The following is a 12,976-nucleotide window of genomic DNA, read 5'->3' on the forward strand; positions in this document are numbered from 1 at the left end:
GCCCTCGCAAGCTGGTCCCGGCGGTGAGCGAGCGCATGTCCGCGAGCGGTGTCGCCTGGACCGACACGAAGGCCGCGGTCCAGACGACGCTCTGCGAGGGCTAACCCTCTCCCTAGTGTTCAGCTACCCACCCCCCTCGACAGCGATCACGTTGCCGTCGAGAGTGCGGAACTTGACAGATGCGCGGCGGAGGTCGATCGGGGTGTCACCACGCGGCTGCCCCCGCTCCGGACGTGCGACCTCCCACACAGCCGCGTCCGTACTCTCGTGCACGGCCAACCACACCGACATGCAACGCGAGCCCGACTGACCGGAATATTTGTACAAGCCACCAGTGCGCACGGACGGCGACAGTGGGCCCATGGCTATTTCCCCGGGCTCGAGAATCCCGCCAATCCGGACGACACCGATCCGCAGACTCCCCACCTGCAGGCTGACGTGAGCCGCGCGGCAAGCCGCCGACGGCGCCGCCTGATCGCCTTGACCGTCCCTCTCGCCGTTGTCGGTCTGCTCCTGGTGAACGCCTTGGTAGTGCCACGGCAGAGCGCTGAGGCCACGGCAGGTTCGGCCCTGCATCTAGATGGCGGGGACGTCCATGTCCGTCAGGACGGGCCCCGCGATGCCCCGGCGCTCGTACTGATCCACGGGCTCGCCGGGTCGACCCGCTGGTTCGACCCGCTGGTTCCGATGCTGACGAGATCCCATCGAGTCATCCGGATCGACCTGCTCGGGCACGGTCAGTCAGCCAAACCGGCCAGTGGTGGCTACGAGGTCCCCGAACAGGGACGCCGCGTCGGCGCCGCACTGGACGAGCTCGGCGTGAGACACGCCATCGTGGTGGGCCATTCGACCGGTGGCTCGGTCGCCACCGCCCTCGCCGAGCAACGCCGCGACCTGGTGACCGCACTCGCGCTCATCGACACCGGACCGCGCCTGGACGCCTTCATCTCCGATGGGCCCGTCGGCCAGCTCATGTTCACCCCGGTTGTCGGGCCGCTGCTGTGGCGGCTTCGGACCGACGGTCTGCTCCGCCAGGCTTCGAGCACCGCCTTCAGCAGTCCGGGCTACCAGATCCCCCAGCAGCTCGTGGATGACGTGCGCGGCATGACCTACCACGCGTTCACCGCGACGTCGCGCGCAGCTGATGAGTACCTGAAGCGACGTGCGCTCCCCGATCGACTGGCGCCCCTGGGCAAGCCGATGCTGGTGATCTTCGGCGAGGACGACCGGCGATGGCGATCGTCCTCCGCCGCCGACTACACCGCAGTTCCAGGCGCGAGAGTCGAGCTGCTGCCCGGTCTCGGACACTCACCCATGCTCGAGGATCCACCGCGGACCGCCGCACTTCTCCTGGCCTTCACGGCGCTCCACGCCACGCAGGCGGACTGAACGAGACGATGAGCCTGCGAATGTGATCAGACAGTGGTGTCCAGCCGTCGCGTCTGATGCGCAGCTGGGCGGCGATCACGCGGGCTTTGCGAGGGTCGGTCATGTTCTCACCACCGTCCCCTGCCTGGCTCGGTTCACCGCCGAACCGGGCACATGCACGCGGTTGATCCCAGCATCCTCGATGCATCGCGATCAGCAGCCCGGCGATACCGTGTCTCACATCGACACCGACCGTGACCGGGCCCTCGTCGAGGTCACGCACCCCTCAGTCAGCGCACCGATCGCGGTCGGCGTTCTCCAACTTTCTGTTGATCAACACTCGTCCGTCATCAGTGATCGCCACCACCCGGTCTAGGCGCTTGGGCACGTCGATGCCGACGTTGACCGCTGCAGTCCACCTCGCTTCTGCGGCTCCGGCCCGACGACGCTGGCCTGTTCTCCCCGACCTGACCCTCACAGCGATCAAGCGCCCAGCCCAATGAGTGGTCAAGAACGAGGGACAGGGCGGCGGTCGAGGGAGGCGCTGATCTCAGCCTCCACCGCACTGATGCGTCCGCGCGGTGATGGCGTCGACTGCGACCTCGCGCAGGAACGGTGCGATCCTGGCCTCGCCAGGTACTTCCGCTCCCTACCGCTGGGTGGCGTCGACCGCCGCGGTGGCGATGCGGGCGGCTCGGTCGCTGGCGACTCCGGCGCGACGAAGGTAGGCGACGACGCGAGCGCGGCCGGCGTGCCGGATCTGTGCCGGAGTGGCGTAGCGGGCCAGCAAGGGCAGCTCTGCGAGGTTGGTCAGGTCGAGGGCTCGTTCGAGGCCAGGGAAGATGCTGGCGACCATGTCGCGAGCATGGTTGATTCGACGCGTCTGTTCGGCAACCAGATCGGGTCGCCGCGCCACCCGGCGGAACTGAGCGGCAGGATTCCCGTGGAGGATGGGTTGACCCTCGCGATGTACTTCAGGACGATGCCTGTCGGCACGCAGGCGTGGGCAGAGGTCCGCAATGGCGAGATCGCGACTGGAGGACTCATGTCATCCCCCGAAAGCTCCCTGCCGCCGGATCAGGAGCTACTCACGTCCAGGCAGGCGTTCCTCGCGATGAGCGACTTCATTTGGCAATTCGCGCAGCGGGCTGGCGACGACCTGCTGACCCTCATCGGCGATACCACGCTCGAGGCGGACGGTGGGCCTACGGACCCGGCTGCCTGGGACGATTGGCTGGCAAGCGTGGCCAAGATCAAGGCAGGGAAGACGCCGCGGAGCGAACGGTGATCTCTGTCCATCGCATGTCGGTGGATGAGGTGCTCGGCGTGCAGCAGCTGCTCCGCGCAGAGATCCAAACCGGCATGGTGCACCGGAGCAGGCCTCGCGTGCAGGCACGAGGGCCGGAGGGTTTGGCCGGTGTCAGCTCACCGAGCGATGTGGTGGCGCTACTCCTGCCCGTTGTCCTGACGCTCGGGGTGCGAACGACGGACTTGGTCGGCGGAGCCGTTGGTCGCGGTCTGAGCAAAGTCCGCAGGTCAGCAGGCCCGGCGCTTCGGCTTGTACAAAGGTGCGCGGTGGCGGCCCCCGTTCCTAGCCGAGCAGGTCACCATCAACGGAGGCGCGGATCGATTCTCCGGGGTAGATATCCGCCCGAGCGACGCGGCGGCCTGTTGGTCTCAGCTCGGACTCCTCGAACATGGTCGCCAGGCCGTCTGGTAGCAATGCCACCGCATAGGAGCGTGAGCCGTCCGCTTCGTTCTGCGACTTCCCCAAGACCACGCCTTCGATCGGTTCCGCTGCCGACGTGCGCGTGCGGGTCGATATCTCCACGACATCGAAGAAATCGAACTCATACGGTTCGCCTGGGTCTGAGGGGCTGTCCATGTGGGGCAGCATCCCACGACAGCTGGTCGGGCGCCTGCCAGATCCGGACGGCCCCAACCGCGGGCGGGTTCGACCTCCTTGCGCGTCGGGAGGGTCGGACTTGTGCTTGCCGCCACGGTTGGCGTGACGGGTACGGTTCACGGCCAGGCCGGGGACGTGCACCAGCGCTCGGCGTCGGGCGGCATCGGGTGATCAGCCCTGCGATCCCACCCAGCACGTCGATTCCGACGGTGACCGGGGCCATGTTCGTCGATGATGCGGGCGAGCTCGGTGAGGAATTCGGCGATCGCCTCAGCAGTCAGCAAGCCGAGACCCGTCGGATGCACGGCATCGGCGAATACAGCATCACCGACCTCACCGGGCTGTTCTCCATGTCCCGGCCGACTGTGGACCGCACGCTACAGCGAGACTCGGCATCCGCCAAGACTCGCTGAGCGCTGGTCCTCTTGCGGCTCGGGGTAGCTTCGGGAGTTCTGGGCCTCGACACGGTGATGCGAGCGGTGGCCGAGGGGCGGTTGCGCCCCGGGACGCTCGCGAGCTCCTCGTCGGCGCGGACTCTTACGCCGCCACCGTCCTTGACTGGGGTAGCTCGGCCGGTGATGACTGGCCGGACAACGTCGTGGTCATGCCCTGGCCGACCCCCGACCTGGCCAAGCGGGGCGCCACCGTCGCCGCCGACTACAACTGGGTCGTGATCGACACGGGCGGCGAGTGCGACGTGGTCGTCGGCCAGGCACTGATGGTCACCGACGAGACTCCCTCGCCTTGGCATGGTCGGTAGCGTTAGCCGTCGCCTGTGGTTTTCCGTTAGCGCACATCGCTTGCTGCTGGAAGGCCGACAACGCGTGGTCGATGGGGTGCGGCTGCGGGATCCCCGAGGAGTCCGGCATGTTCCACCTCGCGAGGTTCATCGCGACGGACATCTGCCGCTTGCCATCAGCGCGGGTCCAGGACATCGTGACGGCCCCCCATGCCGAGCCGTCGTGGCCCCAGAGGATGCCGCAGGGGGACGTGGCCTTCGTCAGACCGAGGCCATACTCGATCGGGTACCCTTCCTGGCTGATGACCGGGACCACGCGCTTCATCTGCGCCAGCGACGACCGGTTGACGATCCTGCCGGCGAGCAGCTGGTCGTAGAAGCGGTTGAGATCCTCCATGGTCGAGACCAGACCGGCCCCCATCATGACCCAGGACATGTTGTAGACGCTGTAGTCGCGCGGCGGGTCGATCAAGCCGAAGAACGCCTCGTACATCCGGGAGTGCGGCCCCTTGATGCGGGGCCTGTCCGGGAACTCGGTGTGCTTGAGCCCGGCGCGCCTGATGACGTTCTTGGTGATGTAGTTCTCTGCCGTGGTGCCGGTCACCTTCTCCAGGAGTTGGCCCAGGAGCAGGTAGTTGGTGTTGGAGTACACCCCCGGAGTGCTTCCCGGTTCGCCGGCGGCGGGCGCGCCCAGCCCCATCTTGATCAGCTCAGCCGGGTCGAACTGCCTGAACCGGTTGTCGTCCAGGCTCTCAGGCGACATGTCCGGCAGTGAGGGCCACTCCTTGAGTGAGGGGAACGCATAGGGAAGGTATTCGGGGATGCCGCTGGTGTGGTTGAGCAGCATCCGAACTGTGATCTTCGCGCCGCGCTCCCCCGGCACCAGCTGCGGCAGGTAGCGGCCGATCGGCGCGTCGAGCTGGATCCGACCCTGCTCGACCTGCTGCATGACCGCGGCGGCGGTGAAGGTCTTGGTGATGCTGCCGACACGGTGCCGCATGTGCGGCCCGACGGGACGGCCGGTCCTCACATCGGCGACCCCGGAAGCGCCGCGCCATACCTGGCCGGCATCGCGCACCTCGGCGAACACACCCGGCATCCCCGCGCGGTGGACATTGTCCAGTGCGGACGTCAGCTCCGCAGGAGCGAGGCTGGTCGACGGGCTCGTGCTGGCAGCCAGCACCGCCGCGGCCGCCTCGGGTGGGGGAACTGCCGTCGCCGTGCCCGCACCAACGCCCAGCAGGGCGACGCTTGCACATACCACCAGTCGGATCTTCAAGACACCTGTCCTCTCCTGATCAAATGCGTGCAGCGGTGCCGGCGTAGGTCGACGTTGCTCATTGACGAAGGGGGTCATCGGCCCACTGTCGCCATCCCGGCGTGCCATGGCTTGGACGAATGTTCCGGCCGGTCGGCTCGCATAGCATGTGACGATGCGGTCCACCGTGTACCAACGCGACAATGTGGCTGCGTGGGACGTCGCACGTCCTGAGCGGGCCAGCCGGGTGGCTGGTGTCACCATGGCTGGCTTCGGTGTCCGTAGCTTGACCGCGCTTCGGATGGTCCCGCACCCGGCCTTGACAATGATTCTGGAGTTCGGTGCGGGTCAGCCCATCGTGGACGATGCCGCCGGAGGGCAGCAGCGGGGAAGTCTCGTCGCCGGACTCGGTTTCGGGTTCGGAGGGGCGGTTCTGGCGCGGGGCGAGAACGTCGTGTGCGTGCAGGTGCGCCTGTCTCCGCTGATCGCGCGTGCGGTTCTGGGCGCATCCCCGGCCGATCTGCAGGGCGCCGTGGTGTCCGTGGACGATCTGTGGGGCCGGGAGGCGTCGCGGATCCGGGAGCGACTGGGCGAGGTCTCCTCGTGGGAGGAGCGCTTCGCGTTGACCGACGCGTTGCTCGCCCGCCGGAACGAGGCGGCGTCGGCCGTCGACGCGGAGGTGGCCTGGGCCTGGCGCCGGATTCTCACCGGCCGGGGCCTGGTTCGGGTGGACAGCCTGGCGGCTGAGGTCGGATGGAGCCGTAAGCGCCTGTGGTCCCGGTTCCGTTCGCAGCTTGGTATGCAGCCCAAGCTCGCCGCGAAGCTGGTCCGCTTCGACCATGCCGTCCACCGACTGGTCGCGGGTGAAGGCGCAGCCCGCGTCGCGGCCGACGGGGGCTACGCCGACCAGTCCCACCTGCATCGCGACGTCGTGGCGTTCACTGGAGTGACCCCGACGACCGTGGCCGGTGAACCATGGCTGACGGTTGACGACACCGCATGGCCGGCCACGAAACATCCGCCCAAGGCGCGTCACGAACGCCTGGGTGATCGATAGCTCCCGATTGGCCGGCGGGGCCACTCTGTCACCACACCACGGGGTACGCCCCACTCGCCGCTGATCCTCGTCATTCACGCGGACCCAGCATCTCCCTTGCCCGCGTGGTGGCCTCCCTGTGAACTCGCCGTTGGCAGCTGTAGCGGGCCGCTGCCGCCACGCCTGGTACGGCCCCAGGCACGGGTGACGACGCCACCGCGGCGGCGCTCGCCGTTCACAGCGGGGCGATGGGCTTTCAGCGGCGGTGGGTCGACCGCAGCAGATGTACCGACCACAGGAAGACCAGACCGCCGGCGGTGAAGACGACGTCGTAGAGGGCGCCGACGCCGACTCGTTGATCATGAAGGCGTCCTGCACCAGGCCGAGTCCGCCGCGCAGTAGTGCGAGGACGCCGCCGACCACCGCGGCCCGAAGCAACCAGACCTGGGTCGTCGGCTGTCCCGGTCCGCTGCGAGGACCGCCCCAACGGCGGTGAACACGACGAAGGCCAGGCCGGCAAGGATGTCGTAGATGAGGAACCAGGTCCGCTCACTGATCGGACCGACGGGGGGAAGTCCGAGCCGACCTCCCGCGGCCCAGTCGAAGTGCACGAGACCGAACACCAGGGCGCGGAGCGCGCCCGCCCCCGGCCCAGCCCCGCGCGGTCGCGAGTCGTCGTTGCTCCAGGCGGGCCGAATGCGATGTCGGCCCGTCAGTGGGCTCGCGGTTGGAATCCTTGTGTGTGCCGCTGGCCTTCGCGTCGTTTCACGCTAGCGGCATTGCAGATCAGCGCAGGCCCGCCTCCCACGCGTTGCGCCGCGCGGTGTTGTCGGCGTGGAAGCCGGTCAGGCAGGCCACCAGCCGGCCGACGACGCTGCGAGCAATGATGACAAGCCTGGCCCATACGTGCCGTAACAGCCTGGTAGGTCCACGGACATCTTCAGCCATCTCTACCCCAATCCCCTCGCCCACTCACCCACCGCCTGGCCGTGGCCTCCTGGGCTGCGACATCCCAACCCCTTGCCGCTGACGGTGTGCCCGTCCGGGTCGCCTCCCACACCCTTGGAGAGACGTCGCGCTGGTAGGGATTCTGCGCGTTGAAGAGGGCGGCACCACGCCTCCCCGCGCATGGTCACCCGAGCACGGATCGCCGACGTCCTCTACGCCGGCATCGGAGCGGGATGCCTTGAGCCAGTGACCGCTGAACGGGTCGACGACACCGCACCCCGACCCAGCGGGTGGTCGGGGAGCACTGGGCGGCACGCCCCTTTGGCCTGCCGAGAGCCCTCCATGTGGTCCCGCACCGGCGTGCTCCACCCAGAGCCAATCCGGTGCGGGACCACCATCGGCTTCCGCGAGCTGGTCGACACCCCGGTGCGCAACGACTCGGGCGCCGCGAGCCGGCAGTCCGCGTACTCAAGCACTCAAAGCGCACTACCGGTGCCGCGAAGGAGCAGCTTCCTTCGTCGCCGCCGCATGACCACAACGATGCCGGCGATACATACGCCGGCCATCCCCGTGACGATCCCTTTCGTCGCCGCCTTCATGGGAGACTTTCGCTTCCTCGCCCACATCCGCAACCGGGCCTCCTGCCTAACTCGTGGTCAGCCTTTCCCAGCCCGCTCCGCTTACCCCATGCGCGCGCGTCTCACTTGTCGCGGACGTCGCCAGCAGGCAGGCGACTTCGACCAACGCCGTACCGCTCGTCCGAGGCGCCGCACTGGTCGCCGCCCGGAGCCGGACGCCTCAGTCGGTGACACTGACGCTGTGGGCGACCGACGTGACCGAGAGGTCACCGTTGTCCACCCACTCGGGGAACGCCAGGGTCTTGTGCGTGGTCGCCACGGGCGGGGTCACCTCGAGGTAAGCGGCGTGCATCCCGCCCGAGGGTGCCCGCGTCTACAGGCATGGCTTGCTTTCACGCCTGCTGACCTGGCTGTTGCGTGTCTTGGATGTCACCAATGGCTATCCGTGACGGCGTTTCGTTGACAAAACCATTGACAGATCTCAGCACGGATCGAGACGCGGCGCCGGGCTCAGCCAGCCTCGCGCGAGCGCGAGGAGGTACTCCGAGTGGCCCGCAGACGATCCGACGCTGCACCATCCGGCCGAGTGCCGGCCGTCGGCGTCACTGCCCGGGTCCATCAGGGCGGTATCCCCAGGCTCCTTCAGGCCCACCTCGACCAGGTAGGCGTCCAGCCTGGCTCGACCTCGGTTGTGGTGGTCTGTTGGGCCGGCAGGACAGAAGAGTCTCCCCCGACGTAGCTCGCGGCATCTCCGTGCCGCCGCGCCCGTGGCGTTGGTCCCCTACACGAGAACCTAACGCCACGGCACTTCCTGCCGAGTGGGACGATTCCCGCAAAAGCGGGGATCACTCGCTCGTCTCCCCGGAGGGCTCGGCACCTTCCGCGGCGCCCTCTTCAGTCGCTCCCTCCTCGGCAGGTGCTTCCTCGGCAGGTGCTTCCTCAGCAGGTGCTTCCTCAGCAGGTGCTTCCTCAGCGGGTGCCTCCTCGCCAGCAGGCTCCTCCTCGGCAGGCTCCTCAGCGGGTGCCTCCTCGCCAGCAGGCTCCTCCTCGGCAGGCTCCTCCTCGGCAGGCTCCTCAGCGGGTGCTTCCTCAGCAGGTGCCTCCTCAGCGGGTGCCTCCTCGCCAGCAGGCTCCTCCTCGGCAGGCTCCTCCTCGGCAGGCTCCTCAGCGGGTGCTTCCTCAGCAGGTGCCTCCTCAGCAGGTGCCTCCTCAGCGGGTGCCTCCTCGCCAGCAGGCTCCTCCTCGGCAGGCTCCTCCTCGGCAGGCTCCTCAGCAGGTGCCTCCTCGCCGGCAGGCTGCTCGACTTGGCTCTCCTGAGCCATAGGTTCTTCCTGAACTTCGTTCACAGTGTTCACCTCCCTTCCCTGTTCGTGATGTGTTGGGAAGCTCTGGGGACGGACTGTTGGTAAGGCGCGACGACATCGATCTCACGCCTTCGCGTGGCTTTCGGCCTCACTGTGCGTCGACCAGCGGAACTGCTACTGGGCACATGACATCTGACGCCGGATGGACGGGGGCCTCTTCCGTTGTCCGTATATCTGACTTCCGTGCTCGTGGGGCTGTGACTGGAAAGGCGCCCTCCGCCGACCTGCTGCACGGGCCACGGCCAGCCTGCTGGTAGCCGCATCCAGAAAGGTCCCGCCACAACCAATACTCGTCGGCCTGCAAAGGTTGGGGAAGGGGCAGGACCGGTTTGCAAGGCGACCATTCGTCCGCCCGACCGGCTTCCCCCTTTTATCCTCCGTGACCGCTGCCACGCGACAGCAGTGCGCCGCTAGCCCTCGGGCCCGGAGTCCTGCGTCGGGGTCGAGACGGGGCCGGCTCCATCAGTCTGCAGCTAGCTGTCGGCCGGATCCGGTACGTCTCGTCACTTGAAGCCGAGCGGATGGTTCGTCGCGGGGCCGTAGTCAGGCGACCCTGCGCACTCGCGATGACGTGCGCCGCCGAGCATCCGTCCGGTGCCGGGCTCGGCGCCGAGCTTCATCGGTGGTTGACCAGGGCCCACGGGACCGACCGTACGCAAGGGGCACGACGCGAAAGTCGCAGGCCAGGTCCCGCGAGGCAGCTTGGCGTAGGTGAGACCGGCGGCGATGACTGGTGGTGAAGGTGACCTGGGGCAGGTGACGGTAGTCCAGGGTGCGCCCGGCTCCGTCAGCGGCGGGTATCCGTGGCCACGATTCGTGAGCGGCGATGAGGTCGTCCTGCTCGGGATGCCTTTGCGGCCGGGTCCCTGAACCAGGCGCCGTCTGCCTTGGCCGACCCGGGCACCGGCGGGCCTACACCGGCACCTGGCGCGCCCTCCTCGAGCACCCGGTCGCCCGCCTTCGCCGGGCGGCGGGGCCGCGGTTGGCTCTGCCAGCGAGAAGCAGCACCGTTTTTAGGCCGGTTCGGGCGTTGGTGATCATCAGGCCAGAAATGTTGATGAGTTTGAGCACCGCGTAGCCGACCATGCATGCCGGTCTCGTCTGGTCTGTGTCCAACATCCTGATCAGAGTGGGCGTCCTACAAGGAGTGACCAACAGCTTCGAGACCGCCCACCCCTACCGGGAGGGAATCCGGGCTGTTCAGCTCCGGCTCTTGGTGGGGATGCGTAACAGCGAGGCCATGGTGGAGCTGGCTCTCCGGCAGCTCGGCGCTGACCAGTCGGAGATGGAACGCTGCCGGACCGCCACTGGGAACATCTTCGCGCCCACAGGCCGGTTCGAGAACGTCACTTCGATCCTGGGGCCGCCGCTGGCCTCGGAGACCGTGCACTATGAGCGAGGCGAGGCCACTGATGCCCTGACTGGTTAGGACGGTCTTATTTGGCCCGCCCGGACGGCTTGATCTGGCCCCACCGGGTGCAGGTTCCGCGCTGTTGTGACGGCTTGAAGTGGCCCCGCCTTTGCGGTTTCAGGTGTCGAAGGGCCAGCGGCCGTCGGCGACCGGGGAGTCGGGGTCGAATCGCAGGCGGGCCTCGTCGGGGCTTGTGGCCAGGGCCCTCATCGACCAGGCCTGGCGGTCAGGCTGATGGCGGTCAGCTTCGCCGATGGTGAGCTACCGTCAACGGCGGCCAGCCATGTCGCGCACATTCGACGCTCTGTCTTGCAGCCGGCCGGAGCGACGGCGTAGGCAACCCGGCACCCGTCGGGCGAGATCACCGGCTGCGACGGCACGACGCCGTCCGCCACCAGTTCCGCGGTCAGCTCCGGCGCGTCTTCACTCATGCACCGCGCCCTTAGAGGTTGCCTGCCGCCGGCAGCGCGGGCCGATGGATCCAGGCGGCAAGGTCCGCGGGCGCGCATTCGGCGACTCGGGCGGCGTACCGGGGAAGCTCCTCCTCGCTGAGGACCTGCCGCCACTGGCCTGTTGATCCGCTGTGGAAGAACTGGCTGTGGTCGTGATAGAAGCCGTCGTGGCTGGCTTCGGACGCGAGCTCGCCGGCCCGGCCCTTCATGACCGCGAACGTGGCGGCCTGGACTAGGTCCGGCCAGGCTGTCTCGGTGATGGCGATCCCGAGCCGGGCTGCTATGTAGCGCATCTGCCCTTCGAGGTCATCAAGGAGGTCCTCGTAGCGCAGCAGCACGATGTTCGGCTGGTCGCGGACCTGCCAGAACGTGTCTAGATGGTGAAGCATGATCTCCAGGTCGGACACGGCCTTCCCGGGCGCGGCCGGATTGACCCAGGACCAGAAGCGCTCGCGCGCGGTCCCGCTCGGCAGGGACGGAGCGGCGGCCAGCAACTCGTCAAGGACCACGGCGCCCACGGCATCCTCCCGCAATGCGAGGGACACGGCCCGGTCGGTGTTGCTGGCATGGCTGTCCAAGGACACGGCCACATCCCGGGGGTCCCGGCTTGCGCAGAGGTAGGTGACCCGGTCGTCGAAGGGCAATCCGTCGAGGGGCGCATGGGTCTTGATGAACCGCCGGTGCGCCTGTGCCTCGAGGTCGGCCAGCACTCCGGTGAGCGGGCGCAGCAGGACGTCCAGCCACGGCGAGATCTGGTCGAGCGGCCGGTCGAATGTCGCGCTCTTGAAGATCTCCAGGGCGCAGATCATCTGCAGCCAGGTCGTGCCGCACTTCGCTGGGGTGCTGATCACGATGTCGCCGGGACGGAACACGAACCCATCCCAGCGGGCCGAGTCCGTAAAGGAGGTCTGGTAGCGAACGCGTTCCCCCAAGCCCATGCGGGGAGAATGGCAGCAACCAGATCGGGCCGTCAACCGTGCCGTGAATGAAGGGAGTTCACCTCGGAACGGGGACCAGATGGTTGCGGCGGAACCAGCCGATATCGCCTTCCACCCCGCCCTTCTCGTGTGCTCCCTCGATGCCGGGCTGACAGTAGAACGCTTCAAAGCCCATGTGGGAACGGAACGCGATCCACCGGGCGGTCTCCACGCGGGCGCGGGTGAATCCCAGCACCTGCGCGACCGCTGCCTTGAGGTTGTCGTAGCGGACCTTGCCCGTGAGCATCCCGCCCAGCACCCTGAAGGCGTGGACGTGGCCCTCCAGGAACGCTTCCTGCCCGCCGGAGGCGAAGATGCGGTGCACGGCCTTGCCCGAATACGACAGCCGCAACGCGAACAGCACCAGCTTGACCTGCTCACCGGCCAACCGGACGGCGACCTCCCCGAAATCGACCTCCGCCTCAACGCCAGGCTGGTGCGACTGGGGCACGAATCCCTTCGGCGGCCCGCGTCCGGCCTCAGTACGGATCTCCGGACGACGCCAAGCGACGTAGGCCCGGACCATCGGGTACGACACCTCGGGCGCACCGTGCTCCTCGACCAGCCGGTCGAAGATCCGCTTCACGGTGTGCCGCTGCTTGCGTGGCGCGTCCAGATCCGCCCGCAGCATCTGGTCGATCAACGGCTTGAACGGATCCAGCCTGGTCTTGCGCGGCGGAAGCTTCTTCCGCGGCTCAGGCCACACCGATGCCAGCGCCTTGGCCACCGTCCGCCGGCTCACCCCGTACTTGTGCTCCAGCGCACGCCCCGACATCCCAGCCCTGGAGTCCCGCCGAATCGACGCATACAACGCGACCTTCTCGGCCTGGGATGCCATGGCGCCTCCTCGGCTGGCACCACGACCCTCCCACTGCAACCCCACCCGTGGTGCCCAAACTCATCAACACCACCAAACCCTGCACGGATCCGCGGTCTCAA

The 12,976-nt window shown here is 67.8% G+C and carries 16 protein-coding genes; 6 read left to right on the forward strand and 10 right to left on the reverse strand.

The genetic code is table 11. The features are described from left to right. Positions 1 to 480: 480 nt before the first annotated feature. Positions 481 to 1,389, forward strand: a complete 909-nt coding sequence (locus HEB94_RS01695; RefSeq protein ID WP_238361382.1) for an alpha/beta fold hydrolase — start codon at positions 481 to 483, stop codon at positions 1,387 to 1,389. A gap of 628 nt (positions 1,390 to 2,017) precedes the next feature. Here HEB94_RS01695 and HEB94_RS01700 read toward each other — a convergent pair. Further along, a complete protein-coding gene (locus HEB94_RS01700) occupies positions 2,018 to 2,224 on the reverse strand; it encodes a hypothetical protein (protein ID WP_192748320.1) in 207 nt (68 codons plus the stop codon). Positions 2,225 to 2,233: 9 nt separating this feature from the next. Here HEB94_RS01700 and HEB94_RS01705 point away from each other — a divergent pair, with 9 nt between their 5' ends. Beyond that, complete coding sequence (locus tag HEB94_RS01705) at positions 2,234 to 2,656, forward strand: hypothetical protein (protein ID WP_192748321.1); 423 nt, start codon at positions 2,234 to 2,236, stop codon at positions 2,654 to 2,656. 303 nt (positions 2,657 to 2,959) lie between these two features. On the opposite strand, the gene HEB94_RS01710 is transcribed toward HEB94_RS01705, so the two are convergent. Next, entirely contained in the window at positions 2,960 to 3,253 is a 294-nt protein-coding gene (locus HEB94_RS01710) for an Imm31 family immunity protein (protein ID WP_192748322.1), read from the reverse strand. A gap of 242 nt (positions 3,254 to 3,495) precedes the next feature. Between HEB94_RS01710 and HEB94_RS01715 the strand changes: the two genes are divergently transcribed. Together HEB94_RS01715 and HEB94_RS01720 are read left to right on the forward strand one after the other, a co-directional pair. After that, positions 3,496 to 3,687, forward strand: coding sequence for a hypothetical protein (locus HEB94_RS01715; RefSeq protein ID WP_202896053.1), 192 nt, complete (start codon positions 3,496 to 3,498; stop codon positions 3,685 to 3,687). Positions 3,688 to 3,878: 191 nt separating this feature from the next. Beyond that, complete coding sequence (locus tag HEB94_RS01720; protein ID WP_192748323.1) at positions 3,879 to 4,034, forward strand: hypothetical protein; 156 nt, start codon at positions 3,879 to 3,881, stop codon at positions 4,032 to 4,034. On the opposite strand, the gene HEB94_RS01725 is transcribed toward HEB94_RS01720, so the two are convergent. Continuing rightward, positions 3,997 to 5,457 (reverse strand): serine hydrolase, encoded by a 1,461-nt coding sequence (locus HEB94_RS01725; RefSeq protein WP_202896054.1) that lies wholly within the window; start codon positions 5,455 to 5,457, stop codon positions 3,997 to 3,999. The two genes, HEB94_RS01720 and HEB94_RS01725, sit on opposite strands and share 38 nt — an antisense overlap. On the opposite strand from HEB94_RS01725, the gene HEB94_RS01730 reads away from it, so the two are divergent. Next, entirely contained in the window at positions 5,447 to 6,328 is an 882-nt protein-coding gene (locus HEB94_RS01730; protein WP_238361383.1) for an AraC family transcriptional regulator, read from the forward strand. The two genes, HEB94_RS01725 and HEB94_RS01730, sit on opposite strands and share 11 nt — an antisense overlap. 765 nt (positions 6,329 to 7,093) lie before the next feature. Here HEB94_RS01730 and HEB94_RS01735 read toward each other — a convergent pair. The 4 genes from HEB94_RS01735 to HEB94_RS01750 form a co-directional block, all read right to left on the reverse strand. After that, positions 7,094 to 7,255: a hypothetical protein gene (locus tag HEB94_RS01735; protein ID WP_192748324.1), complete on the reverse strand. Its 162-nt coding sequence runs from the start codon at positions 7,253 to 7,255 to the stop codon at positions 7,094 to 7,096. A gap of 798 nt (positions 7,256 to 8,053) precedes the next feature. Next, positions 8,054 to 8,185, reverse strand: a complete 132-nt coding sequence (locus HEB94_RS52140; protein WP_273374739.1) for a hypothetical protein — start codon at positions 8,183 to 8,185, stop codon at positions 8,054 to 8,056. A 493-nt stretch (positions 8,186 to 8,678) separates the two neighbouring features. Then, positions 8,679 to 9,155 carry a hypothetical protein gene (locus tag HEB94_RS01745; protein WP_192748325.1) on the reverse strand — a complete coding sequence of 159 codons (477 nt, stop codon included), beginning with the start codon at positions 9,153 to 9,155 and terminating at the stop codon, positions 8,679 to 8,681. 545 nt (positions 9,156 to 9,700) lie between these two features. Then, positions 9,701 to 9,838 carry a hypothetical protein gene (locus tag HEB94_RS01750; protein WP_192748326.1) on the reverse strand — a complete coding sequence of 46 codons (138 nt, stop codon included), beginning with the start codon at positions 9,836 to 9,838 and terminating at the stop codon, positions 9,701 to 9,703. A gap of 488 nt (positions 9,839 to 10,326) precedes the next feature. On the opposite strand from HEB94_RS01750, the gene HEB94_RS01755 reads away from it, so the two are divergent. Continuing rightward, the gene (locus tag HEB94_RS01755) at positions 10,327 to 10,626 is read left to right on the forward strand and encodes a hypothetical protein (RefSeq protein ID WP_192748327.1); all 300 of its coding nucleotides are present in this window, start codon (positions 10,327 to 10,329) and stop codon (positions 10,624 to 10,626) included. A 188-nt stretch (positions 10,627 to 10,814) separates the two neighbouring features. Here the strand turns inward: HEB94_RS01755 and HEB94_RS01760 are convergent, their stop codons facing one another. From HEB94_RS01760 to istA, 3 genes are read right to left on the reverse strand one after another with little or no spacing between them, the layout of a single operon-like run. Further along, positions 10,815 to 11,039, reverse strand: coding sequence for a hypothetical protein (locus HEB94_RS01760; protein ID WP_192748328.1), 225 nt, complete (start codon positions 11,037 to 11,039; stop codon positions 10,815 to 10,817). A gap of 11 nt (positions 11,040 to 11,050) precedes the next feature. Further along, positions 11,051 to 11,998 carry a sulfotransferase domain-containing protein gene (locus HEB94_RS01765; protein ID WP_192748329.1) on the reverse strand — a complete coding sequence of 316 codons (948 nt, stop codon included), beginning with the start codon at positions 11,996 to 11,998 and terminating at the stop codon, positions 11,051 to 11,053. A gap of 58 nt (positions 11,999 to 12,056) precedes the next feature. Then, positions 12,057 to 12,875 carry an IS21 family transposase gene (gene istA / locus HEB94_RS01770; RefSeq protein WP_238361384.1) on the reverse strand — a complete coding sequence of 273 codons (819 nt, stop codon included), beginning with the start codon at positions 12,873 to 12,875 and terminating at the stop codon, positions 12,057 to 12,059. Positions 12,876 to 12,976: the final 101 nt, after the last annotated feature.

It is taken from the genome of Actinopolymorpha pittospori (assembly GCF_014873875.1).
GTDB lineage: Bacteria > Actinomycetota > Actinomycetes > Propionibacteriales > Actinopolymorphaceae > Actinopolymorpha > Actinopolymorpha pittospori.